At 37.7% G+C, this 21,147-nt stretch carries 24 protein-coding genes and 1 riboswitch; of the genes, 9 read left to right on the top strand and 15 right to left on the bottom strand.

What is annotated here, in order from left to right:
• Positions 1 to 39: 39 nt before the first annotated feature.
• The 3 genes from KGI01_RS07080 to KGI01_RS07090 all read right to left on the bottom strand — a co-directional run bounded on the left by KGI01_RS07080 (position 40) and on the right by KGI01_RS07090 (position 2,586).
• Complete coding sequence (locus tag KGI01_RS07080) at positions 40 to 1,536, bottom strand: lmo1851 family serine protease (RefSeq protein ID WP_141274114.1); 1,497 nt, start codon at positions 1,534 to 1,536, stop codon at positions 40 to 42.
• Positions 1,537 to 1,663: 127 nt separating this feature from the next.
• Entirely contained in the window at positions 1,664 to 2,128 is a 465-nt protein-coding gene (locus KGI01_RS07085; RefSeq protein ID WP_141274115.1) for a YfmQ family protein, read from the bottom strand.
• 254 nt (positions 2,129 to 2,382) lie between these two features.
• Positions 2,383 to 2,586: a hypothetical protein gene (locus KGI01_RS07090; protein ID WP_068454005.1), complete on the bottom strand. Its 204-nt coding sequence runs from the start codon at positions 2,584 to 2,586 to the stop codon at positions 2,383 to 2,385.
• Positions 2,587 to 2,701: 115 nt separating this feature from the next.
• Here KGI01_RS07090 and KGI01_RS07095 point away from each other — a divergent pair, with 115 nt between their 5' ends.
• Both KGI01_RS07095 and KGI01_RS07100 read left to right on the top strand, forming a co-directional pair.
• Positions 2,702 to 2,938 carry a hypothetical protein gene (locus KGI01_RS07095; RefSeq protein WP_068454006.1) on the top strand — a complete coding sequence of 79 codons (237 nt, stop codon included), beginning with the start codon at positions 2,702 to 2,704 and terminating at the stop codon, positions 2,936 to 2,938.
• A 13-nt stretch (positions 2,939 to 2,951) separates the two neighbouring features.
• The gene (locus KGI01_RS07100; RefSeq protein WP_141274116.1) at positions 2,952 to 3,311 is read left to right on the top strand and encodes a VOC family protein; all 360 of its coding nucleotides are present in this window, start codon (positions 2,952 to 2,954) and stop codon (positions 3,309 to 3,311) included.
• A gap of 64 nt (positions 3,312 to 3,375) precedes the next feature.
• Here KGI01_RS07100 and KGI01_RS07105 read toward each other — a convergent pair whose 3' ends face one another.
• The 3 genes from KGI01_RS07105 to KGI01_RS07115 form a co-directional block, all read right to left on the bottom strand.
• Positions 3,376 to 3,819 carry an ASCH domain-containing protein gene (locus tag KGI01_RS07105; RefSeq protein WP_141274117.1) on the bottom strand — a complete coding sequence of 148 codons (444 nt, stop codon included), beginning with the start codon at positions 3,817 to 3,819 and terminating at the stop codon, positions 3,376 to 3,378.
• A gap of 133 nt (positions 3,820 to 3,952) precedes the next feature.
• Entirely contained in the window at positions 3,953 to 4,657 is a 705-nt protein-coding gene (gene deoD, locus KGI01_RS07110; protein WP_087680561.1) for a purine-nucleoside phosphorylase, read from the bottom strand.
• Positions 4,658 to 4,773: 116 nt separating this feature from the next.
• Positions 4,774 to 4,995 (bottom strand): YozE family protein, encoded by a 222-nt coding sequence (locus KGI01_RS07115; RefSeq protein ID WP_068454025.1) that lies wholly within the window; start codon positions 4,993 to 4,995, stop codon positions 4,774 to 4,776.
• A gap of 131 nt (positions 4,996 to 5,126) precedes the next feature.
• On the opposite strand from KGI01_RS07115, the gene KGI01_RS07120 reads away from it, so the two are divergent.
• The 4 genes from KGI01_RS07120 to KGI01_RS07135 all read left to right on the top strand — a co-directional run bounded on the left by KGI01_RS07120 (position 5,127) and on the right by KGI01_RS07135 (position 10,273).
• Positions 5,127 to 6,929, top strand: a complete 1,803-nt coding sequence (locus KGI01_RS07120) for a methyl-accepting chemotaxis protein (RefSeq protein ID WP_170214752.1) — start codon at positions 5,127 to 5,129, stop codon at positions 6,927 to 6,929.
• Between the two features lie 180 nt (positions 6,930 to 7,109).
• Positions 7,110 to 7,667: an SH3 domain-containing protein gene (locus KGI01_RS07125; protein ID WP_141274119.1), complete on the top strand. Its 558-nt coding sequence runs from the start codon at positions 7,110 to 7,112 to the stop codon at positions 7,665 to 7,667.
• 142 nt (positions 7,668 to 7,809) lie between these two features.
• Positions 7,810 to 7,916, top strand: a riboswitch (SAM riboswitch).
• A gap of 76 nt (positions 7,917 to 7,992) precedes the next feature.
• A complete protein-coding gene (locus tag KGI01_RS07130) occupies positions 7,993 to 9,114 on the top strand; it encodes an aminotransferase class I/II-fold pyridoxal phosphate-dependent enzyme (RefSeq protein ID WP_141274120.1) in 1,122 nt (373 codons plus the stop codon).
• Positions 9,107 to 10,273, top strand: coding sequence for a PLP-dependent transferase (locus tag KGI01_RS07135; protein WP_141274121.1), 1,167 nt, complete (start codon positions 9,107 to 9,109; stop codon positions 10,271 to 10,273). The genes KGI01_RS07130 and KGI01_RS07135 overlap by 8 nt, the downstream gene beginning before the upstream one ends.
• A 46-nt stretch (positions 10,274 to 10,319) precedes the next feature.
• On the opposite strand, the gene msrB is transcribed toward KGI01_RS07135, so the two are convergent.
• From msrB to KGI01_RS07160, 5 genes are all read right to left on the bottom strand, one after another.
• Positions 10,320 to 10,754, bottom strand: a complete 435-nt coding sequence (gene msrB / locus KGI01_RS07140; RefSeq protein WP_068454036.1) for a peptide-methionine (R)-S-oxide reductase MsrB — start codon at positions 10,752 to 10,754, stop codon at positions 10,320 to 10,322.
• Positions 10,744 to 11,280: a peptide-methionine (S)-S-oxide reductase MsrA gene (gene msrA / locus KGI01_RS07145; protein ID WP_121176645.1), complete on the bottom strand. Its 537-nt coding sequence runs from the start codon at positions 11,278 to 11,280 to the stop codon at positions 10,744 to 10,746. Before msrA ends, msrB begins: the two co-directional genes overlap by 11 nt.
• Positions 11,281 to 11,298: 18 nt before the next feature.
• A complete protein-coding gene (locus KGI01_RS07150) occupies positions 11,299 to 11,880 on the bottom strand; it encodes a YpmS family protein (RefSeq protein WP_141274122.1) in 582 nt (193 codons plus the stop codon).
• The gene (locus tag KGI01_RS07155) at positions 11,873 to 12,685 is read right to left on the bottom strand and encodes a GDSL-type esterase/lipase family protein (RefSeq protein ID WP_255314756.1); all 813 of its coding nucleotides are present in this window, start codon (positions 12,683 to 12,685) and stop codon (positions 11,873 to 11,875) included. The genes KGI01_RS07150 and KGI01_RS07155 overlap by 8 nt, the downstream gene beginning before the upstream one ends.
• A 157-nt stretch (positions 12,686 to 12,842) precedes the next feature.
• The gene (locus tag KGI01_RS07160; protein ID WP_141274124.1) at positions 12,843 to 13,682 is read right to left on the bottom strand and encodes a DegV family protein; all 840 of its coding nucleotides are present in this window, start codon (positions 13,680 to 13,682) and stop codon (positions 12,843 to 12,845) included.
• A 186-nt stretch (positions 13,683 to 13,868) separates the two neighbouring features.
• Here KGI01_RS07160 and trhA point away from each other — a divergent pair, with 186 nt between their 5' ends.
• Positions 13,869 to 14,507 (top strand): PAQR family membrane homeostasis protein TrhA, encoded by a 639-nt coding sequence (gene trhA / locus KGI01_RS07165; RefSeq protein WP_141274125.1) that lies wholly within the window; start codon positions 13,869 to 13,871, stop codon positions 14,505 to 14,507.
• Positions 14,508 to 15,396: 889 nt separating this feature from the next.
• On the opposite strand, the gene KGI01_RS07170 is transcribed toward trhA, so the two are convergent.
• Both KGI01_RS07170 and KGI01_RS07175 read right to left on the bottom strand, forming a co-directional pair.
• Positions 15,397 to 16,461 (bottom strand): CAP domain-containing protein, encoded by a 1,065-nt coding sequence (locus tag KGI01_RS07170; protein WP_141274126.1) that lies wholly within the window; start codon positions 16,459 to 16,461, stop codon positions 15,397 to 15,399.
• A gap of 49 nt (positions 16,462 to 16,510) precedes the next feature.
• Positions 16,511 to 16,981: a dihydrofolate reductase gene (locus KGI01_RS07175; protein WP_141274127.1), complete on the bottom strand. Its 471-nt coding sequence runs from the start codon at positions 16,979 to 16,981 to the stop codon at positions 16,511 to 16,513.
• A 167-nt stretch (positions 16,982 to 17,148) separates the two neighbouring features.
• Here KGI01_RS07175 and KGI01_RS07180 point away from each other — a divergent pair, with 167 nt between their 5' ends.
• A complete protein-coding gene (locus KGI01_RS07180; RefSeq protein ID WP_068454048.1) occupies positions 17,149 to 17,445 on the top strand; it encodes an SLAP domain-containing protein in 297 nt (98 codons plus the stop codon).
• Positions 17,446 to 17,490: 45 nt separating this feature from the next.
• Here KGI01_RS07180 and KGI01_RS07185 read toward each other — a convergent pair whose 3' ends face one another.
• Positions 17,491 to 18,450, bottom strand: a complete 960-nt coding sequence (locus KGI01_RS07185) for a thymidylate synthase (RefSeq protein WP_141274128.1) — start codon at positions 18,448 to 18,450, stop codon at positions 17,491 to 17,493.
• Positions 18,451 to 18,535: 85 nt separating this feature from the next.
• Positions 18,536 to 19,873 (bottom strand): uracil-xanthine permease family protein, encoded by a 1,338-nt coding sequence (locus KGI01_RS07190; RefSeq protein WP_068454054.1) that lies wholly within the window; start codon positions 19,871 to 19,873, stop codon positions 18,536 to 18,538.
• Between the two features lie 254 nt (positions 19,874 to 20,127).
• On the opposite strand from KGI01_RS07190, the gene KGI01_RS07195 reads away from it, so the two are divergent.
• Positions 20,128 to 21,099, top strand: coding sequence for a Rieske 2Fe-2S domain-containing protein (locus tag KGI01_RS07195; protein ID WP_141274129.1), 972 nt, complete (start codon positions 20,128 to 20,130; stop codon positions 21,097 to 21,099).
• Positions 21,100 to 21,147 lie beyond the last annotated feature (48 nt).

Raw genomic sequence — 21,147 nt, forward strand, 5'->3', positions numbered from 1 at the left:
ATGAAAAAAGGGACAACTCATCAGCTGCCCCCTTCTTACTTATTGATTCAATTCTTTTAAAACCATTTTGCGTGCTTTTAATAATTGTGGATCATCTTTACGGATTTTCTCACGTAATTCATCCATTAATTTATTTGTCGTTTTGCCTTTTAATATACCATCTACTGTTAGTTTATTATTCGTTTGGAAACGACTGACCGCATAAGATGTGTACTCATCATATAATCCATCAATTTTGCCTGGATTATAACCAAGTGCTTTCAGCATTTTTTCTGCTGCCTTCACTTGTTCTGATACATCCCCTAATTTCATTGTTTTAGAAGGATCTAAATATGGTAACGAAGCATAACTTGGATAATCTACTTTGACAGTTGGTTGAATTCCTTTTTTATGAATCCATTTACCTTCAGGTGTTAACCATTTACCTGTTGTATATTTTAACGTAGAACCATCTTCTAAACTTTTCGCTGTTTGCATCGTACCTTTACCGAATGTTTTTTCACCAACTAACGGAATATGTGCATCTTCATTCATCGCTGCTGCTAGAATTTCAGAAGCAGAAGCACTACCACCATCAATTAGTAACGCAGTTGGCACATCTACTTTACGACCATTTTGAGCGCGAATAATCTCTTTTTGACCATCTTTCGGCTCAATTTGCATAATTGGTTCACCCGCATCTACGAATAGACTCGCAATATTAACCGCCGTTGTTAAAATGCCACCTGGATTTTGACGCACATCGAGTACAAGACCTTTCATACCCTTCTTCTCCATCTCATCCAGCTTCTTCAGTAATTCTTGATACGTTTGGTCCGCAAATGTTGTGATTTGAATATGTGCAATTTTATCTTTTGTCATTTTCGCATAGACTGTTTCAATTGGAATCGCATCGCGTGTGATTGTCACCTTATGCAGTTTCGAATCTTTTCCACGCTGATATTCTAACGTCACTTTCGTACCTTTTTTACCGCGAATTTTTTGTACGGTCTCTGTCGCTGTTTTTCCTACAACTGATTTACCATCAACTGATTTAATAATATCATTTGGACGTAAGCCAGCCTTTTCTGCAGGTGAGTTTTTAATTGGCGAGACAATCATAACCTGACCATCTTTTTCTTGAATCTCTGCACCAATCCCATCAAAACTAGATGAGATACTATCATTAAATTGTGTTGCTTCTTCCTTGCCTAAATAGTCTGAATAAGGATCCCCTAATGACTCAATCATCCCTTTTAACGCACCATTCACAAGCGCATCTTCATCTATTTTTTCATAGTACGATTTGTTTAATTCATCATATGTATCAAATACTTTTTGAAATTCTTCATGGTTTGGTGTGCGTACTTCGACTACCTTCTTCTCCCCAACCGTTAAAGCAAAAATTGTGATACCTGATGTCGCAAGAATTAATACAATAATCATCATAATTAGTGTAAAGGGCTTCAGGCGAATGTATTTACCAGCAGGCTTCGTTTCTTCCGAGGCTTTCGGTTCTACTTCTGGCTGTTCCTCTTGCTTTTTCTGTTCGTCCAATATCTTTCACCACTTTCACTCTCGTCACGTGTACATACACTATTTCTATTTTAACAGGTTCTTAGCGTAACGAAAAGTAATAAAAAAAAACGAATGATTGATTCGCTCAATCATTCGTTTGATCACATTAAACAAGTTGCATCTGTTTACTGCAAGCTGCTTGACCTTTTAATGTTGTATTCGATAGTTCTTCTGAGTTTAAGCTGTAAGAGATTACTTTTTTATTGCGTTGTTTTACTACATTTACGCGGTCTTCCGCATAATAAACAGATAGTCTTGAATGCTTACCTTTTTTATTCACATCGATTACGTACGGTACGATGTCTGTATCCGGATTTAATACCTCATCTTCAAAACCTTTAAAAATTGGATTACGTACTAAAAATGCGGCTTCATTAAATGATTGGATGAAATCTTCTTTCTCTTGTCCTGTTAACTCTTTTTGATCAAATGTAATTGTTACTTCTTCTGACTTCAACTTTTGATGCATCGCATAACGTTCTGTCAACCAAACAACCACGATATTTGGTGGTGCTGTAAGTAATTTGACTACTGTTCCAAGTACAAGCGTAATAAGTAATGCCCATGACATAATGAAAACATCTCCTATATAATAAGTTCTAGTTAATTTGTAATGAATATTGATTACGCTTTTATCCTATCATATGGACATGTAAAATCAATCCTACTTTTTAAATGTTCACGAGATAGGCACAATACCTCTTATAGTATTTGACAAAAAGATGAATTTCTTTTGTCAGAATATATTCAATGTTCATAAATCACATTTGTTCGTGTAGAATAAGAACTTTAGGGGTTTTCTCTATTTCAATGTTTGTTACACTATTATTTCTTTTGGAACGCGCGCACCGCAAATACAATAATTAAAATCCCTACAATAAACGAGATGATTCGCACGATATAATCGGCTGTCAAAAAGGACGACAACGTATTCGCTTCATCATAACCACGTCCAGAAATAATCGACGGCGCTAAAATGATTAAAATTCCTAGTATGACATAAATAATCGCAAAGACCGTTCCTTTCACATCATTCTCTCCCTTCAACTCCCTTCTCTTTACCACTTGTTTCGAAAACTTACACAAAAACTATTTTAATTCCATTTTTTTACTTTATACTAATATTTAGGAAGGTGGTGACGCTATGACAGAAAAAAGTAGTATCGTATTAAGCGCAAGCTTTTTAATCGCCAGTGGTATTGTCTTCAGTTTAGAGCATATTGCTACGATGATTTATTGGTTCGCCCAAGTATTCACAGGCAGTTACCCAACCGAACCCGATCATAACCCGTTCTTATCGAATTTCTTCATTATTATTTTCTTAATTCTTAGTCTTATTTTCTTTGCAATGTTCATTAATTTACGTGGAAAACGTATATAAGGAGGAACCAACCATGTTCATCGACATCGATCATATCCAATTAGCTGCTCCGAAAAATAGTGAAGCTGCTTATAGACATTTCTTTCATGATATCTTAGGTATGCCTGAAATAGAAAAACCAGACAATCTAAAAAAACGAGGCGGCGTATGGTTCAAGTGCGGACAGCATGAAGTACATATCGGTATTCAAGAACCCTTTACCCCCGCAACGAAAGCACATCCAGCCTTTATCGTGAAAGACCTAGCAATGCTCAAAGAAACATTACACGCACACAACATCGAGACAATTGAAGATGAACCACTTGAAAACGCGATTCGCTTTTATGTGAATGACCCTTGTGGAAATCGCCTAGAGTTTTTAGAGCGTATTTAGTGTGAGGAATAAAAAAAGCCCCTATGATTTCTCGAAATCATAGGGGTTATTCATTTGTATCTCTCTATTTTTTAGGATATACCTTCTCAAAACGGTCACAAACCGTCAACATATCTTCTGTAAATACTAAACCATACTGAGGTAACGTACGACCAAAGAAAGCAATATGTGCCTTCTTCCACTCATCATAAGTCCCCTCTCCTTCAGCTAATGCAAAATCTACAGGTACTTTATTAAATGGATAAATATCAATAGCGTATGATTTAATAATTGCAACTGGCTGATTTTGACTATCTAATACAATTTGATGATCGCCCACTTTCGGAAGTGAATCTCCTTCAATTTCATATAGTAGATAGCTCGAACAAGTTGCTGTTTTCGTTCCATTTACAACTAAACTTGCAAGCCACTCTGCTTTTTCTCCGAACTGAAAAGCTTCCATATAACGAACACCCTCTAGCCCCTCCAACTCACAATAACGCTGCCAAAAAGATTCAATTTGATTCATTTTTGTAACCCCTTTATTAAAATTTAACTAAAAATAGCTCAAATTCACTAAAGAAACATGAGCCTAATGATTAGTATACACAAAAAACCACACACAACCCTTAGTCGTGTGTGGTTTATTCATATAAATCCTATTAGTCTTGAATCGCTGCTTCAAGCGCAACAACCATCATGTCTTTGAACGTTGTTTGGCGTTCTTCTGATGATGTTGCTTCACCTGTGATTAGGTGGTCAGAGATTGTTAGGATTGATAATGCTTGTACGTCGTATTTTGCTGCTAGTGTGTAAAGTGCTGCTGTTTCCATCTCAACTGCTAGTACACCGTAGTCTGCTAGTAGTTCGTTTGGATTTTTGTCACCATAGAATAGGTCCGCTGTATACACGTTACCTACACGTAGGTTTAAGCCTGCTTCTTTACCTGCATTGTAAGCTTTTAATAATAGATCGAAGTCTGCGATTGGTGCGAAGTCTAAGCCACCGAATTGGATTTCGTTCATTTTTGAGTCTGTTGTAGCACCTTGTGCGATGACAACGTCACGTACTTTTACGTCGCGTTTTAATGCGCCTGCTGTACCTACACGAATTAATTTTTTACAGCCGTAATCTTTCATTAATTCTGTTGCGTAGATTGAGATAGATGGAACGCCCATGCCTGTTCCTTGTACAGATACACGTTTACCTTTATATGTACCTGTGTAACCGAACATGTTACGTACGTCGTTATATTGTTTTACGTCTTCTAAAAATGTCTCTGCGATAAATTTAGCGCGTAGTGGGTCTCCTGGTAATAATACGATTTCTGCGATTTCGCCTTGTGCAGCGTTAATGTGAATGCTCATGTTTTTCCCTCACCATTCCTGTATATTTTTGAAAACAAATGCTCTTTTTAACTCGCTTGGAAGTCTTCATTCTATGCTATTGTAACTTAATGTCTGACATCTGACAATCTAAAAACTTATTTTTCACGCTCTACGTATAATACCCAAAAATCATCGAACGTAATCGCTGTCATATCAGGGTCTGCGGCTTCCTCAATGTAACGAGAAAGTTCATCAAAGTCCTCCGATTGTTTTGGAAAGGTATGATCTAAAAACATCGCTTCTGCAAATCGTGCAAAAACATCATTTTTACCTCCTCCTCTGTAAGTTAATGCAAATTGATAGAAACTATGTCGCATATATATTCTCCTTAACTAGTAAATTAGAATTGGTTTTTTGAAATTTTTGTATGGCTTTTTTACTTCTGTTTCCGTAATATATAGAATAGATAGAAAATTTCAAATTACGTAAAGTAGGTGACACGATGGTTATGACAAAAAAGAAAGTACCCACTTCTAAAAAAGCTACGAAACGGAGTAAGAAAAGTTCTAAAAACAATGCCACTCCCAAAAAATTTTTAAAATCGTTCAAGGTTCTTAAATTAATTCGTGGGCGTGTAGTACTTGTTTTCGCAGTCCTCTCCATTATTTTAGTAGCGATGCTTATTGTATCTTACAATAATACAGAACGCTTGAAAGATGAACTCCAAACACTGACGGGTAAAAATGTAAATCAGCAAATGCGCGTCAATTTACTCGCTGGTGAAATTGCACAACTATCCAACTTAGAACAGAGCTTTATTATAACAGGTAGCGATGTATATCTTGGACAATATGAAGAACAAAAAGAAACAATTGATAAAACACTTCAAGATTTACATAAAGTCTTTAATAAAAAAGGTGATGCGCGTGACCGAATTGATTCGATTGATCAATTTTATAATAACTATTTAACCTATTCTAAACGCGTCATTGATGTTCGTAAAGAGAGTGGTTTAGATGCGGCACAACGAATTGTTCAGATTGGAACAGGCGCTAAAGCTATGTCCTATGTAAATATCCACATAGACATGATGAATAAGGTATTAGCTAAAAATACAAAAGCGCAAATTAAAAAAGTAGAAAAAAGCACGGAAGTTTCGATGATTATTTTCTTCGTTTTAACACTATTATCGATTATTCTCGTATTTATGTCAGGTACAGCGATCTTCCGTACAATTAAAGTGAATACGCACAAAATTAATCGTTCATTATTGGATATGGCAAGTGCAGGTGGTGACTTAACAAAACGTCTTGAAATTAAAAATGACGATGAATTTGGTCAAATCTCTGCTAGTACAAACACATTAATTGAGTCGATTGCGAATTTAGTGCGAAAAGTCAGTGCTTTAACAGAGAATGTATCTGCAAATGGTCAACAACTGACTGCTTCTGCACAGGAAAACGCGACAACAATTCAACAGATTGCGAACTCAACTGCGGAAATCGCAGAGAGCAGTGAACAGACGATTCGTTCAATGGAGCAATCATCTAACAAAATGTCACATCTAGAAGAAACAACACTGCAACTGAATGATGATGCACAGGATTTACGTCAAACTTCAGCGACAATGCGTGAAGCAGCAAAAGAAGGACAAAATAAAATCCAACAGTCTGCAAAATCAATGATGGAGATTGAAGAAGTTATTGCGAATACGAACCAAACTGTCACAGGTCTTGGTGAAAGTTCTGAAGAGATCACATCGATTATCGGAACGATTACGAGTATTGCTGAACAGACGAACTTACTTGCCTTAAATGCGGCGATTGAAGCGGCACGTGCAGGTGAACATGGTAAAGGTTTTGCGGTTGTAGCAGATGAAGTCCGAAAGCTTGCAGAACAATCACAACGCGCTGCAAGTGAAGTAGCAACGATTGTACACACGATTCAAGACGAGATTTCGGTCATGGTCAAGCAAAATGAGGCTGGCGTGTCGAAAGTCATTCAAGGGGTCGAAATTACGAATGAAACGATTCAAACATTCGACGCCATTACACGCGAGACAGAGAAAACGATTCGTATTATTGAAAACATGGTAACGCGAATCGCTGAGACGAAGAATGTCAGTCAAGATGTTATGCAGTCGTTCATCGCAGTCAACTCGATGGCTGAACATACAGCACATCAAGCAGATCAATCGGCAGCGGCGGCTGAACAAGGCTCTGCATCTATTCAAGAAATTTATGCATCTTCTGAAGAATTGTCACGTCAAGCAGATTCATTACGTGATTTAGTTCAACAATTTAAAATTTAATCTGACCAAAGACTAGGCTAGCTAAGTATTTACTTTGCTTCTGTCCTAGTCTTTGTTTTTTATTTCCATATCAAATGCCCTATTTTTCATAAAATAACATTTTTCCAGCAACATAAACGGATATTCCCTATTCTTTTTTGATAAAAAGTGCTAGTATAAGCAATCGAGGAGTGATTCAAAATGAAACTAACAAAATACGTATTAGCATTTGGGATGTTAACAGGTGCTACTCTACCTTATACCTTACCTGCTACGGAAGCTTTTGCTACCACAAAAAAAGAAGGTGTTGTGTCAAAAGACGTAATCGTACGTGCGGCATCTACACCAAAATCAAAAAATCTTGGTACATTAACAAAAGGAACAAATGTTACGATTTATAAAGAAACAACATATTGGTACCAAGTGAAGTTCAATAATAAATTGGCTTATATTTCAAAAGATCACGTGAAGTTGAATACAAAGAAAAAACCAACAACAAAGAAACCGACAACAACTAAAAAACCAGCAACTGACACACTTGTATCAAAAGTTCCTTCAAAAAAAGCTGCAAATGCGACAATTAAATCGAATGTATATTACTATAAAACAGCTTCAACAAAAGGAAAATCACTTGGTATTTTGAAAAAAGGTACGAAAATTCATGTGAATTCTACAAGTAAATTCGGTTGGGTTGAGTTCGACTTCAATGGTCAAAAGAATTACGTCTACAAAGACTTTGTAACAATGACAAAAAAATAATCAAATGGGAATCGTAGTTTAGACTACGGTTCTTTTTTTATCTTCTCTAAATTCTGAATAATTATTTAATTTAGCTTGAAATTTCGTGGTTTGCATGGTAAGATTCCATTAATTGACTAATAATCGATTAATTAAATAGGTTTTCTTATCGAGAGAGATGGAGGGACATGGCCCGACGAAATCTCAGCAACCCCCTCTTTAAAGGGACAGGTGCTAAATCCAGTAAGACGCAGTTCTTGAAGATAAGAAGAATCACTCTTACTTAGAGTTTTCTTCTTACTATTAGAAGAAAACTTTTTTTATTACACAAAAAAGGATGAGGACAATGACAAAAATCGAAACACTTTTAACTCAGGTGGGAACACATACAGATGAAAAAACAGGTGCAATCAACGCCCCAATCTACCTTTCAACTGCTTACCGCCATGTAGGTCTTGGAGAATCAACAGGCTTTGATTACACGCGTACAAAAAATCCAACGCGATCGGTATTAGAGGAGGAATTTGCACGTTTAGAAGGCGGAGATGCTTGTTTCGCCTGTAGTAGCGGTATGGCTGCAATTCATTTAATCCTCTCGCTATTAAAAACAGGTGATGCAGTGATTTACCCGGAAGATTTATATGGCGGCACATACCGACTGGCAACACAATATGAAGCACAATATGGTATTCAAGCAATCTTTAACGACTTTTCATCTCTTGAGGAGGTGGAACAACTTGTCATTGAACATCCTGTTAAGGCGATTTTCTTAGAGACGCCGACAAATCCTTTAATGCAGGAAATTTCTATCGAAGAATGTGTGAAAATTGCGAAAAAACATGGCATTTTATTGATTGTCGACAATACATTTTTAACACCTTACTATCAACGCCCAATTGCGTTAGGTGCAGATATTGTTATGCATAGTGGCACAAAATATATTGGTGGACATAATGATGTATTAGCAGGACTGGTTGTGTCAAAAGGTGCTGAACTAAGTGAACGTCTTTTCTTACAACATAATGCGATTGGTATGACACTCTCACCTTTTGATAGCTGGTTACTACTTCGCGGTTTAAAAACACTACACCTTCGTATGAAACAACATACAGCAAATGCTCAAGTAATTGTAGAATTTTTACAGAAGTCGCCACATGTACGTGACGTTTTATATGCTGGACGCGGTGGCATGGTATCCTTCCGCCTGCAATCTGGAAAACAGATTGATCCATTCTTACGTAATTTAAAACTGATTGCTTTCGCTGAAAGTTTAGGCGGTGTTGAATCATTTATTACGTACCCAACAACGCAAACACATGCAGACATTCCGGAAGAAATTCGCAATGCGCGTGGCGTAGATGATTCACTTCTTCGTTTCTCGGTTGGCATTGAGGAAGCAGAAGATTTAATTGCGGATTTACAAAACGTATTTAACGTATTAGAAAGCGAGGCTGTTGTACATGACTAAAGAACAAATTGAAACAACGTTAATTACAGGTGCTACAAAACATGATTACGAAGCAAAATCTGGGGCTGTTAATGTACCGATTTACGCTTCTTCTACCTTTGACCAAGAGCATTTCGATGCTTTTGGTCCATATGATTATAGTCGTTCTGGTAACCCAACGCGCGATGCACTTGAGCGAACAATTGCACAGCTTGAAAATGGTACACGTGGCTTTGCTTTTGCTTCAGGAATCGGTGCCATTTCAGCAGCTTTACTTACATTAAATGCTGGTGACCATATTGTTGTAACGAACGAAGTATATGGTGGTACTTATCGCTTTGTAACAACGCTTTTACCGAAGTACGGGATTACGCATACCTTCGCTGACTTCACGGATTTAGAAGCGATTGAAACAGCGATTCAGCCGAATACAGTTGTACTCTATGCTGAAACACCTGCAAATCCACTGCTTGGGATTACGGATTTAGAAGGTGTCGTTAAAATTGCGAAGAAGCGCCAATTAAAAACATTCGTTGATAATACATTTATGACACCTCTTTATCAAAAACCACTCGACTTAGGAGCAGACGTTGTACTGCATAGTGCGACGAAGTTTTTAGGTGGTCATAGTGAAGTCATTGCAGGGCTCGCTGTCACAAAAGACGAAGAACTCGGTCAAGCGATTTACGCGATTCAAAACGGGATGGGCGGTATTCTTGGACCACATGACTGCTTCTCTGTCATTCAAGGAATTAAATCATTACACGCACGTCTTGAAATGTCGTCGCGTAACGCTCAAACGATTGCAGAATTTTTACAACAACATGAAGATGTAGTCGATGTTTACTACCCAGGATTACCGACACATCCTGGTCATGACATCCATAAGCGTCAAAGTACTTCTGGAGGTGCCGTCCTATCCTTTAAACTACCAACTCGTGACTTCACAAAAGTATTTGTAGAAAGCATGCAAATCCCAATCTTCGCTGTCAGTTTAGGTGGTGTCGAGTCGATTCTCTCGTATCCTGTTACGATGAGTCACGCCGCCATTCCACAAGAAGAACGTGAAAAACGTGGCATTACAGATGGTTTACTTCGTCTATCTGTTGGACTTGAACATGTTGACGATTTAATTGCGGATATTTCACAAGCACTTGAAAAAGCAAAAGTAACTGTATAAATAGAAAAAGAGGACTTCAGCGTGAGCTGAGGTCCTCTTCATTATTTTATTTATTAAATAGTACTAGATATCTACCGTAACCTTCTTTTTCTAAGTCAGCAACTGGAATAAAGCGAAGTGCCGCTGAATTGATGCAGTAGCGTAGGCCGCCTAATTCTTTCGGACCGTCTGGGAAGACATGTCCTAAATGGGAATCTGCTTCCTTACTACGCACTTCTGTACGAACACTAAGTAAGCGACGATCTTCTAATTCTGTCAATTCTGTTTCATCAATTGGTTTGGCAAAAGCAGGCCAACCACAACCTGAATTGTACTTATCTGTTGAAGAAAATAATGGTTCACCCGATACGATATCCACGTAGATTCCCTCTTCAAAATGATTATCATATTCATTTTGATAAGGTGGCTCTGTTCCTTCTTCTTGTGTCACGTGATATTGTAATGGTGTTAATTCTTTTAAACGTTCTTCTTTATTTTTCATGTTGAGTCCCCCAATGTTTCTCTTGAAAAGCAGCGCGTCCTGAACCGACATGATAGCGTTCATAATGCTCTGGATTTTTACGATAATAATATTGATGGTATTCTTCTGCTAAATAGAATTTTTTCGCTGGTAAAATTGGTGTGACAATCTCATGTCCGAACTTCCCAGAGGCTTGTAACTTTGCTTTTGACTTCTCTGCAATGCGTTTTTGTTCTTCTGTTGTATAGAAGATAGCTGTTCGATAAGATGAGCCACGATCATAGAATTGCCCGCCTTCATCCGTTGGGTCGATTAATGTCCAAAATGTTTCCACTAATTTCTCATAGGGATACACTGTTGGGTCATATTCAATCTCCACCACTTCATAATGACCTGTTAAATCGAGGCATACCTCTTCGTATGTTGGATTTTCTGTATGTCCTCCAGAATAACCTGATAGGACTCGAATAATCCCTTCTTCTTTATCAAAAGGCTTTACTAAACACCAAAAACATCCACCTGCAAAAATTGCTTTTTCAGTAGCCATCGATTTCACTCCTTTTCATTATTTTTTAGGAATAACGATTTGTAGCGTAATTTCTTTTTTCTCTAGGTTAAAGGTTTTCGCACGTAAATGCGCTGTTCCTACACTATCAATTGGTAAATTAAATGAAGATAGGTCAATATAAGCTGTTTTCTCGCTCGGCTGAATTGTCAACCATTCGGGTAAGCCACCACTATCTCTCACCAATTGTAAAGCTGTTCGAGATGGTAAATCAAGTATTCCGACTTTTACATTTGTTTGATATAACTCTAAATTCCCTTTATCGTCTACTTTTGGTTCAAAAGCAAGCGTAACAGGTACTGTAACACCTAACACTTCTACATTACTCTTTAAAATCAATTCCTTCTCTACTTCTAACCATAATTGAATATTCTTTGTATCATTTGAATTCTGAATGAGTGTATTCGCCAAATCTTCGAATTCTTTTGGTGTTGTTGAAATATTAACACTACTACCTGTTCGATTAATCGCTTCTGGTTTTGGCATGTCTTCTTTACCACTTAACATTAAAATAATAAGTGCAGCAAACCCAAGTATAATTAATGTTAAAAGTGTAAGGAATGCCACTTTCCATTTATTCATTTACTGTTTCTCCCTTCATCTTCATGCGACCGTTTGATTTTTTATAGACACTTACTGTATCCAATGTCTCAAAAATACGATTCTTCATGTTTGTATACCCTTTTGCATTCGGATGAAAATAGTCATCACTATAAACTTCTGCTCTATTTGTATGAAATAAATCTACAGTTGGTACAAAAATGGCATATGCATCTTTTTCTACGATATTTTTCATATCTTGATTCCATTCATCTAGAATTTTTTCAAACTCAGATGTATCTTCTGCATATACAGTTAAAGGATTATATACGCCCACCGCAATAATCGGTGCTGTTTGATTTTGCGCACGAATTAATTTAAAAATTTCTATGTAACGTTTTTCATAATTCGGGCGTTCTGTATCAAAATGCTGTCTTTCTAAAGTGGTGAAATTTTCTCTTAAAATTTTCATCAAATCATTTCCACCTATCGTCATCGTAATGATGTCTGCTTTTTTTAATGCATCATTGATTTCACCACTCTTTAACTGCGTGAGTAATTGATCTGAACGTCTACCCTTTTTAGCAGTTTGCGTAATGTTTACTTTCTCAACGCCATCCATTTTTTCTGGCATCTCTTTTGCAAGACGCCCCACATAACCACCTGCATCTTTTTCATCTCCAACACCTACAGTTAAGGAGTCACCTAATGCAACTAGTTCAATCTCTTTTTTAGGTAATACTTTTTCTCGACTAAATACCCCTGTATCACGAATTGCTTCCGTTGCGCTACAGCCTGTCAACGCGAGTAACATGAAGGCGAGTAGAAGTATATGATACTTTTTCAAACACGTTCCACCTTTCTGAACCGAAAAAGAGAATCGCCCTGTTGTGCGATTCTCATCTCTTTCATTTCTCAATAAACGATTCGTCGATTGAAAACACATACAAAACGTCTTAACTTCCTTTTATTGTAACAATGTTTTCTTTTATTTAAAAGGGATATTATTCAGTATAGTAACAAAAACCAATTGCACCAGGACCTGTATGTGTACTAATAATTGGCGAGGTAAAACTGTACTTTAAATCATTGAATCCACTTTTTTGAATTTGTTCGGCAAGAGGTTCAGCCATCTTCATACCATTTGCGTGCTCGATTGTCACGCCAAGTACTTTTTTGCCTGCTGTATCTTCTTCAAATTGCTTAAACAAATACTTTGTAACGGCTTTGTAGCTACGTACTTTTGTTACAAGATTATATTCGCCACCTTCTAAGTTCGCAATTGGTTTAATATTGAGTAAAGAACCGATTAGACTCGTCGCTTTACCGATTCGTCCGCCTTTTACCATGTTTTCTAATGTATCAATTACTACGTAAAGGTATGTATTTTGTCTTACATGTTCAATACGAGCTAAGATGTCATCTAAATGTTGACCTTCTTGCGCCATTTTCGCTGCTTCTAATACTTGGAATCCTAGCGCTCCAGATGTAAAGCGTGAATCAACAACCGTTACATGCGCATCTGAAATAGCTGCGGCTGCCTCTGCAGATTTTACAGTACCACTCATACCACCTGTCATCGTAATGACTAATACTTCATCGCCATCTTTACCAAGCTCATTAAATAATTCTTCGAATACACCTACTGCTGGCTGTGAGCTTTTTGGTAACTCTTTTGACTCTCCCATACGCTCTAAAAACTGTTCAGGTGTAATATCAACACCGTCTATATATGTTTGTCCATTAAATTGAATTGATAACGGTACAATATGAATATCATACTTTGCTATATCTTCTTTTGTAATTCCACTTGTTGAATCGGTTACGATATGAATACGTCCCATTTCTAGCACATCCTTTAAAATTTGCCTTCGTGCATCTTGTTGTGTTTTTGCACAATGAGCTTTCTTATTTTCTATTTTACTTTCTTTTGTCATGTTATACATGTGACAAATGTCAATTCTTTTTAAAGTTAAATTGTTTCATAATGGAATTATCACAAGTTGTTCAAATTTAAGGAGGGATGCATCATGAATGGTGCACTAGATGATTACAAAACAAAGAGAGAAGAATTTTGGAATGCTATTACACACGGTATTGGATTCATTCTCGCGATCCCTGCCTGTATTCTTCTTATTTTGCAAGCAGAAAAGATGGAATCTCCCCTCTACATGATGAGCTTCACGATTTTCGGGATTTCAATGATGATTCTCTTTTTAGCCTCCACTTTATTGCATAGCGTACCAGAGCGCTATAAAAAAATCTGTTCGATTATTGATCACTCGTCCATTTATATTTTAATCGCAGGAACTTATACGCCATTTGCGCTACTTGCAATCGGCGGGAAATTAGGTTGGGCGATTTTCGCATTAGAATGGGGTTTAACAATCATTGGCATAGTATTCAAAGTATTCTTCATTCATCGCTTTGAAGCATTATCGCTCATCTTTTATATTGCGATGGGCTGGGTCATTATTTTCGCATTCAACCCCGTCATCTCACATATTACGATGAACGGGTTTTGGATTCTATTAACAGGCGGTATTTTATATACTGTTGGTGCTTACTTCTATGCGAATAGAAAAATTCCTTATAACCATGCGATTTGGCACCTATTCGTTTTAGGCGGTAGTGCAATGATGTTCATTTGTATTATTGGATATGTTTAATTGAGAAGGTTGGAGTAATATCCAATCTTTTTTATTTTGGGATAGAGAGATGTAGAGGGGCACTCGACCGGCATTTTGGGGCACTCGAGGGCGATTCGAGACATTCGACCGGCGAAACGGGCCATTCGCCGAAGTGTTTGGGTCACTCGTCCTTCAATTCGGGACATTCGCTCGTTCAAACAGGACATTCGAGGGCGAAAATGGGTCACTCGCCCAAACAACCTTAATTGCTCCCTTTCCGCACTTTCTTCAAGGCTTTTGAGTAATAGAAAGGGACTTGAATTGTCTACAATCGTGTGAAATCGGACATTCGACCTGCGAAACGGGGCATTCGGAGAAGGGATTAGAGCACTCGCCCCTTGGTTCGGGACATTCGCCCGTCCAAACAGGTTATTCGAGGGCGAAAATGGGTCACTCGACCGAACAGCTTTCATTACTCCCTCTCAGCACTTTTTTCAAGGCTTTTGAGTAATAGAAAGGGACTTGAATTGTCTACAATCGTGTGAAATCGAACATTCGACCAGCGAAACGGGGCATTCGGAGAAGGGATTAGAGCACTCGCCCCTTGGTTCGGGACATTCGACCGTCCAAACAGGTTATTCGAGGGCGAAAATGGGGCACTCGCCCAAACAACCTTAATTGCTTCCTTTCCGCACTTTCTTCAAGGCTTTTGAGTAATAGAAAGGGACTTGAATTGTCTACAATCATGTGAATTCGAACATTCGACCGGCGAAACGGGACATTCGTTGAAGTGGTTGGGGCATTCGAGAACGAAATCGGGTCATTCGCTCGTTCAAACGGGACATTCGAGGGCGAAAATGGGTCACTGCTCCTATCCATATCAAAAAGAGAAATCCCATACAAATGAGATTTCTCTTTTCTACTTATATTATTGCTGTGCAAAGACTTGCGTTGCGACAGAGCTATACCAACCAGTTGTCGGACTCTTCACTACGCCCACACCTACGCGATTGTAATTTTTATTGAGGATATTGGCTTTATGTCCTGGTGAGTTCATCCACATATTCATATATTGCGCTGCTGAACTCGCTCCTGCTGCAATATTTTCACCACTTGCCCAGTACCAGTAATTCCACTGATTTACGAGTGTATAATAAGGACCATATGTGCTTGTTGCATAATGTGAGAAGTAGCGATGTGTTATCATATCATATGCACGAAGTACGGCGATTTTTGATAATGTCTCATCTTTCACTAATGGTTGTGCGCCAACTTTAGCACGTTCTGCGTTCATAATCTTTAAAATTTCGTCTTGCTGTGCTTGAATTCCTTTTGATACAAAAGGATCGATATACGGTGGTGCTGTAATCCAACCGCTCGCAATTTTAATACGCTTATTTTTAATCGACGTACCTTCTACTTTTGAAATACCATATGTAGCTTTACCACTCGATGTTTTGGTAGAAGATGTTGCATAGACTGGCTTTGTTTCATGAATAAATACATAGTCCCCGACAAGACCTGTTTTAATCCAATGATTTGCTGATGTTTTATACCAGCCACCTGTTGATTTTTCAATCAACGATAGAGTCGTACCCGCTTTTTTCAGGGCATGGCGACCATAACCACCTTTTACCGTGAAAGGTCTTGTATCTTCTTTTAGTTTATAACTTTTGGCTTTAACGATTACTTTTCTTTTTACTTTCAAAGTTTGTTTTTTTGAAATAGTAACTGGATACATATATGTGTATGTCCCAACTTTATTTGTGTTGGCTTTGCCTGTTATTTTAATTTTCTTTGTAAGGCTCTTACCTTTTGCATCAACAGCTGTTACACTTTTTTTTGGATCAAATGTACTTCCAAGTGTAATTGTTTTTGTTGTTGCCCCTTTAATTGCTGGCTTTGTTGCCGCTTGTGCAGCTGTACCAATTGTACATGTCATCAACATCGCAAATAGTACAACATATAGAACTTGCTTAAATGTGTTTCGCATCCTATTTCCTCCTACTAAAAAACACTATACTACAATAGTAGTATAGTGTTTACCTTTTTTCATAAATTGTGTAACGGAAAGTAAAACCATTCGCTTCATGGTTTTCCGTTGTAGTCTTTTCTACCCAACCTTCATATGATGGGAAAAATGTATCGCCTTCAAATGAATGGTCGATTTTTGTAATGTATAGACGGTCTGCTAATGGCAATGCCTCTTTAAAGATTTGCTCGCCGCCAATCACCATCTGTTCTTCTGCATCTTTTGTCAGCTCAAGTGCTTCTTCTAAACTATGTACAATTTCTGCTCCTGCTGCTTCGTATGCCTTGTTACGTGTAATAATAATATTACGACGCCCCGGGAGTGGACGACCAATTGACTCAAATGTATTGCGTCCCATAATAATTGGTTTTCCCATTGTTTTTCCTTTGAAATACGCTAAATCGCCTGGTAAGTGCCACGGCATTTCATTATTCAGACCAATTACACGATTATTATCATGTGCTACAATTAAAGAAATCATCTCTTTACACCTCTCTTTCTATCTTTTCTATTCTAATAGAAGAAACACTGGATTTCACTCTTTTTCTCCATAATGAGTAATACATGCTAAAAATAGCAACTTTTCACACAATCTTCACTTTTGTTTTTCGATCTTTTTTGCTACTGTTAAAAAAAGGGAGTGAGTAAATGAAACTACTATTTGAACAAACTTGGGACAGAACCATTTCACATCAAGATCGCACATTAATTGAACAAATTTTCGAATATTGTAATAAGGATGTGTGCTATACACATATTCGAACAGCGATGAACCACAAGAATGAACAACTTGTCACATTACTTGTTCATAATACAACAGACTACACCATTACATTCCAAGAACGTTTTGTCCGCTTTGGTGATTTAGAGGGGATCTTTACGATTCCTAAACTAACTATTCCCCCTTATACAAGCATGCCCTGGACTTTCATTTTCAAATCATAACTAAAAAATCAGCTAGTATGCAGAACATCTAGCTGACTTTTTGTATTACACCGCAATTGGTGCTTTAATACTTGGGTGCGGATTATACCCCTCGATTTTTAAATCTTCCATTTCATAATCAAAAATAGATGACTTCTCTTCATTTAATACAAGTGTTGGCAATTCGCGGTGTTCACGTGACATCTGTTCTTCCACTTGTGCTAGGTGGTTTTTATAGATGTGTGCATCACCTAAGGTATGAATGAACTCGCCTACTTCTAAACCACATTCTTTTGCGATTAAATGCGTTAATAGTGCATATGAAGCGATGTTGAATGGTACTCCTAAAAAAACATCTGCTGAGCGTTGATATAATTGGCACGATAATTTTCCGTCTGCTACATAGAACTGGAATAATGTATGACAAGGTGGCAATGCCATGTCATCTACTTCGGCTGGATTCCATGCACTCACAATATGGCGACGAGAGTTCGGATTTTCTTTAATTGACGTAATGACTTGTTTAATTTGGTCAATCGTTCCCCCATCTGCTGATGGCCATGAGCGCCATTGTTTACCATAAACAGGTCCTAAATCACCATATTTTTCAGCAAATGCCGCATCTTCTACAATACGTTCTTGGAATATACGCATCTGTTCCTCATAAACTGGCGCAAAATCTTCGTCTGTTACAGCACGACGTCCGAAATCTGTCATATCAGGTCCTGTGTATTCCTCGCTTGTCACCCATTTTTCAAATGCCCATTCATCCCAAATATGATTATTTTGTGCGATTAATGTACGAACATTCGTATCGCCCTTTAAAAACCATAATAACTCTGTCGCAATTAAGCGAAAAGTAGTACGTTTTGTTGTTAAAAGTGGAAAACCCTTTTGTAAGTCAAAGCGCATTTGATAACCGAATGTACTCCATGTACCTGTACCTGTACGGTCTCCTTTTGCATGACCTTCTTCTAATATATGTTGGCAAAGCGTTAAATACGCCTCATCTACGTGATTCTTCATTGTCATTCTCCTTAAAACTGTTTGTGTTTCATTATAACAAAACGAAAGGAACCGTACCATCCTTCATACGATTCCTTCCGTTACTTTATTCTGTAATAGCGTGTTTTGCTGCCTCTGCTTGATCTTCTTTTGAAGCTGGAATAATTAAGTTTAAAATTAGTACTGCGATTGCACCAACAGCTGTTCCTGATGATAAGATGTAATTCACGAAGTCAGGTACACTACTCATCACTTCTGCTGGAATCCCCATTGTACCAATTGTTAAAAGGATTGGAATCCCGATGACCATCATATTACGGTCATTAATTGTTACTTTTTGAATAACTTTTAAACCGTTCATGATAATCGCCACACAAACAATACCGAAAATAGCATTAATAACTGTCAGTGGTACACATGTAATAATTGTCGCTAATTTTGGCATTAAGCCTAGTAAGACTAAAATAATCCCTGCTGCAATGATTGCGCGTTTACTCGCTACTTTTGTAATTGCGATAATCCCTGCATTTGATGAATAACCTGTCATTGGTGTACCACCAGCGATTCCACCAACGAAACAGCCAAGACCTTCACCAACTGCTCCTTTATTTAAGCGTTTTTCATTCAACTTTTCGCCTGTTACGGTTGATACAACGAACCATGTACCTGTTGTCTCAATTAAGATAATGAAATAAATGAATACCATCGTTAAAACAGCTTGTAAATTAAACTCTGGTTTACCGAATGGGAATGCTGTCGGTAGAGAGAACCATTTCGCCTCTGCTACTTTCGCAAAACTAACTGAACCGAAGAATGATGCAACAATCGTTCCGACAATAATCGCAATAACAACAGACGTTAAACGGAAGAATGTACCTGAACCACTCGTTTTTCTACCTAATAACATCATAACGACTAAGACAATTGCTGTTACTGCCGATACGATTAAGTTTGTTTTTACATCGCCGTCATAAAGACTTGTAAAAGCTGTCGGCATTAATGAGATACCGACAATAACAATCACTGTCCCACCCACTAATGGTGGAATGATTTTCTTAACGGTTTTCGCAAATACTTTTAATGGATAACCAAGTAATGCAATTAACAATGCACCAGGTAATAATGCACCGAATACAGCTCCTAAACCTAATTTACCACCAATGGCTGCAAGGGCACCAACTGGAATATATGATGGTCCTTGAACAACAGGTAGTTTTAGTCCCCCAACCGTTTGAATCAGTGTTGCAATCCCTGCTGCTAAAAAGCACATTTGTACGAAGAAAGATGTATCACTGCCTAATGCAAGTAAGCTCGCGATGATGATCGGTGCTATGTATAAATCCATGGCTAATACATGCTGTGTGCCAAGTAAAAAAGCTCTCCCCCATCCAATCTTTTCATTCACCCCAATAAAATTGTTCGTGTTTTCCTTTGGATTCTCCACTTGAACTGCTCCTTTAATTTCAATTTACGTCTTAACAAGTTGTATGTACATCTTTTAAAATAAAGGGATTCGATTGTTCCCTTTCAAAACTATATTTGCATTATACAAACGTTTTTTTGAATTGTAAACACCAAAATACATACATTATTAAAATTTCAAACTTAAAATGTTCGTATTTTATATTGACGACTCCTTTCTCTATCCTATAGAATAAAGCTATACCATTTAGCTAGTTAAGGAGTAGATGTACATTGATGAAAGATGAAGTTTTGCGTAACGATTGGATTGTCGTTTGCAAAGAGGAAGATGTAAAAGAACAGCCATTACAACAAATCGTACTTGGGGAACGTATCGTATTATTCCGTAATCGTAAAGGAATTCATGCATTCAAAGATTTATGCATTCATCGCGGGGCAGCACTATCGCTTGGTTGTGTAAAAGACGACCAATTAGTTTGTCCATATCATGGTTGGCAATATGATGATGAAGGTCATTGCACGAAGATTCCACAATTACCTGAGGGCAAACAAATTTCACAAAAAGCACAGGCATTCAAATATGGCTGTAAAGTGGCGTATGGTTTTGTATGGGTGAATTTAAATAATAATCATCCTGATTTTTTCCCATATGAAGAAGTGACAGGCGGCGAGTTCCGTAATGTATTATGGGGACCGCAATCTGTGGAAGCAAAACCACCACGTATTGTAGAGAACTTCTTAGATGTTGGTCACTTAGCGTTCGTACATGAAGGCTACTTAGGTGTACAAGACAAACCTGTTATTGGTGATTATCGCGTAATTACAGAAGACGAACGTATTTACACAACACCAATTGATGTCTTCCAACCTGATCCAGATGGTTCTGGACAATCGAAGAACGTGTACTATACATATGAAGTATTACGTCCTTTAACCGTTCGTTTCACAAAAGAAGAACCAAATAACGGGACGAAGATGACAATCCTTCTAACAATCAAACCAGTTGAGGAATTAAAGTCGGTTGCTTACGGTATTTTGTCGTTCAATTATGAAACAGGACAAACAGATGAGGAGATTGTTGCTTTCCAAGATATGATCTTCGCACAAGATAAGCCAATTGTTGAAAATCAAAAACCTGAAGAACTACCACTTGATTTACAAGCTGAATTATCGCTAAAATTCGACAGATTAAGTATTGCATATCGCCAATACTTGAAAAAAACGGGCGTTACACTTGGCGTTGAATAATACTCATATCCAAATCGAGAACTAGAAAACAACTTACTTTACTACAAA

Origin of the sequence: Kurthia gibsonii, assembly GCF_006539985.1 — a bacterium.
In the GTDB taxonomy this organism is placed as follows: Bacteria; Bacillota; Bacilli; order Bacillales_A; family Planococcaceae; genus Kurthia; species Kurthia gibsonii.

Excerpts from the sequence above, each read along its gene's own strand:
- KGI01_RS07085 (WP_141274115.1), bottom strand. The coding sequence starts at position 2,128 with ATGTCATGGGCATTACTTATTACGCTTGTACTTGGAACAGTAGTCAAA.
- KGI01_RS07095 (WP_068454006.1), top strand. The coding sequence starts at position 2,702 with ATGACAGAAAAAAGTAGTATCGTATTAAGCGCAAGCTTTTTAATCGCC.
- KGI01_RS07100 (WP_141274116.1), top strand. The coding sequence starts at position 2,952 with ATGTTCATCGACATCGATCATATCCAATTAGCTGCTCCGAAAAATAGT.
- KGI01_RS07105 (WP_141274117.1), bottom strand. The coding sequence starts at position 3,819 with ATGAATCAAATTGAATCTTTTTGGCAGCGTTATTGTGAGTTGGAGGGG.
- deoD (WP_087680561.1), bottom strand. The coding sequence starts at position 4,657 with ATGAGCATTCACATTAACGCTGCACAAGGCGAAATCGCAGAAATCGTA.
- KGI01_RS07115 (WP_068454025.1), bottom strand. The coding sequence starts at position 4,995 with ATGCGACATAGTTTCTATCAATTTGCATTAACTTACAGAGGAGGAGGT.
- KGI01_RS07120 (WP_170214752.1), top strand. The coding sequence starts at position 5,127 with ATGACAAAAAAGAAAGTACCCACTTCTAAAAAAGCTACGAAACGGAGT.
- KGI01_RS07125 (WP_141274119.1), top strand. The coding sequence starts at position 7,110 with ATGAAACTAACAAAATACGTATTAGCATTTGGGATGTTAACAGGTGCT.
- KGI01_RS07130 (WP_141274120.1), top strand. The coding sequence starts at position 7,993 with ATGACAAAAATCGAAACACTTTTAACTCAGGTGGGAACACATACAGAT.
- KGI01_RS07135 (WP_141274121.1), top strand. The coding sequence starts at position 9,107 with ATGACTAAAGAACAAATTGAAACAACGTTAATTACAGGTGCTACAAAA.
- msrB (WP_068454036.1), bottom strand. The coding sequence starts at position 10,754 with ATGAAAAATAAAGAAGAACGTTTAAAAGAATTAACACCATTACAATAT.
- msrA (WP_121176645.1), bottom strand. The coding sequence starts at position 11,280 with ATGGCTACTGAAAAAGCAATTTTTGCAGGTGGATGTTTTTGGTGTTTA.
- KGI01_RS07150 (WP_141274122.1), bottom strand. The coding sequence starts at position 11,880 with ATGAATAAATGGAAAGTGGCATTCCTTACACTTTTAACATTAATTATA.
- KGI01_RS07160 (WP_141274124.1), bottom strand. The coding sequence starts at position 13,682 with ATGGGACGTATTCATATCGTAACCGATTCAACAAGTGGAATTACAAAA.
- trhA (WP_141274125.1), top strand. The coding sequence starts at position 13,869 with ATGAATGGTGCACTAGATGATTACAAAACAAAGAGAGAAGAATTTTGG.
- KGI01_RS07170 (WP_141274126.1), bottom strand. The coding sequence starts at position 16,461 with ATGCGAAACACATTTAAGCAAGTTCTATATGTTGTACTATTTGCGATG.
- KGI01_RS07175 (WP_141274127.1), bottom strand. The coding sequence starts at position 16,981 with ATGATTTCTTTAATTGTAGCACATGATAATAATCGTGTAATTGGTCTG.
- KGI01_RS07180 (WP_068454048.1), top strand. The coding sequence starts at position 17,149 with ATGAAACTACTATTTGAACAAACTTGGGACAGAACCATTTCACATCAA.
- KGI01_RS07185 (WP_141274128.1), bottom strand. The coding sequence starts at position 18,450 with ATGAAGAATCACGTAGATGAGGCGTATTTAACGCTTTGCCAACATATA.
- KGI01_RS07195 (WP_141274129.1), top strand. The coding sequence starts at position 20,128 with ATGAAAGATGAAGTTTTGCGTAACGATTGGATTGTCGTTTGCAAAGAG.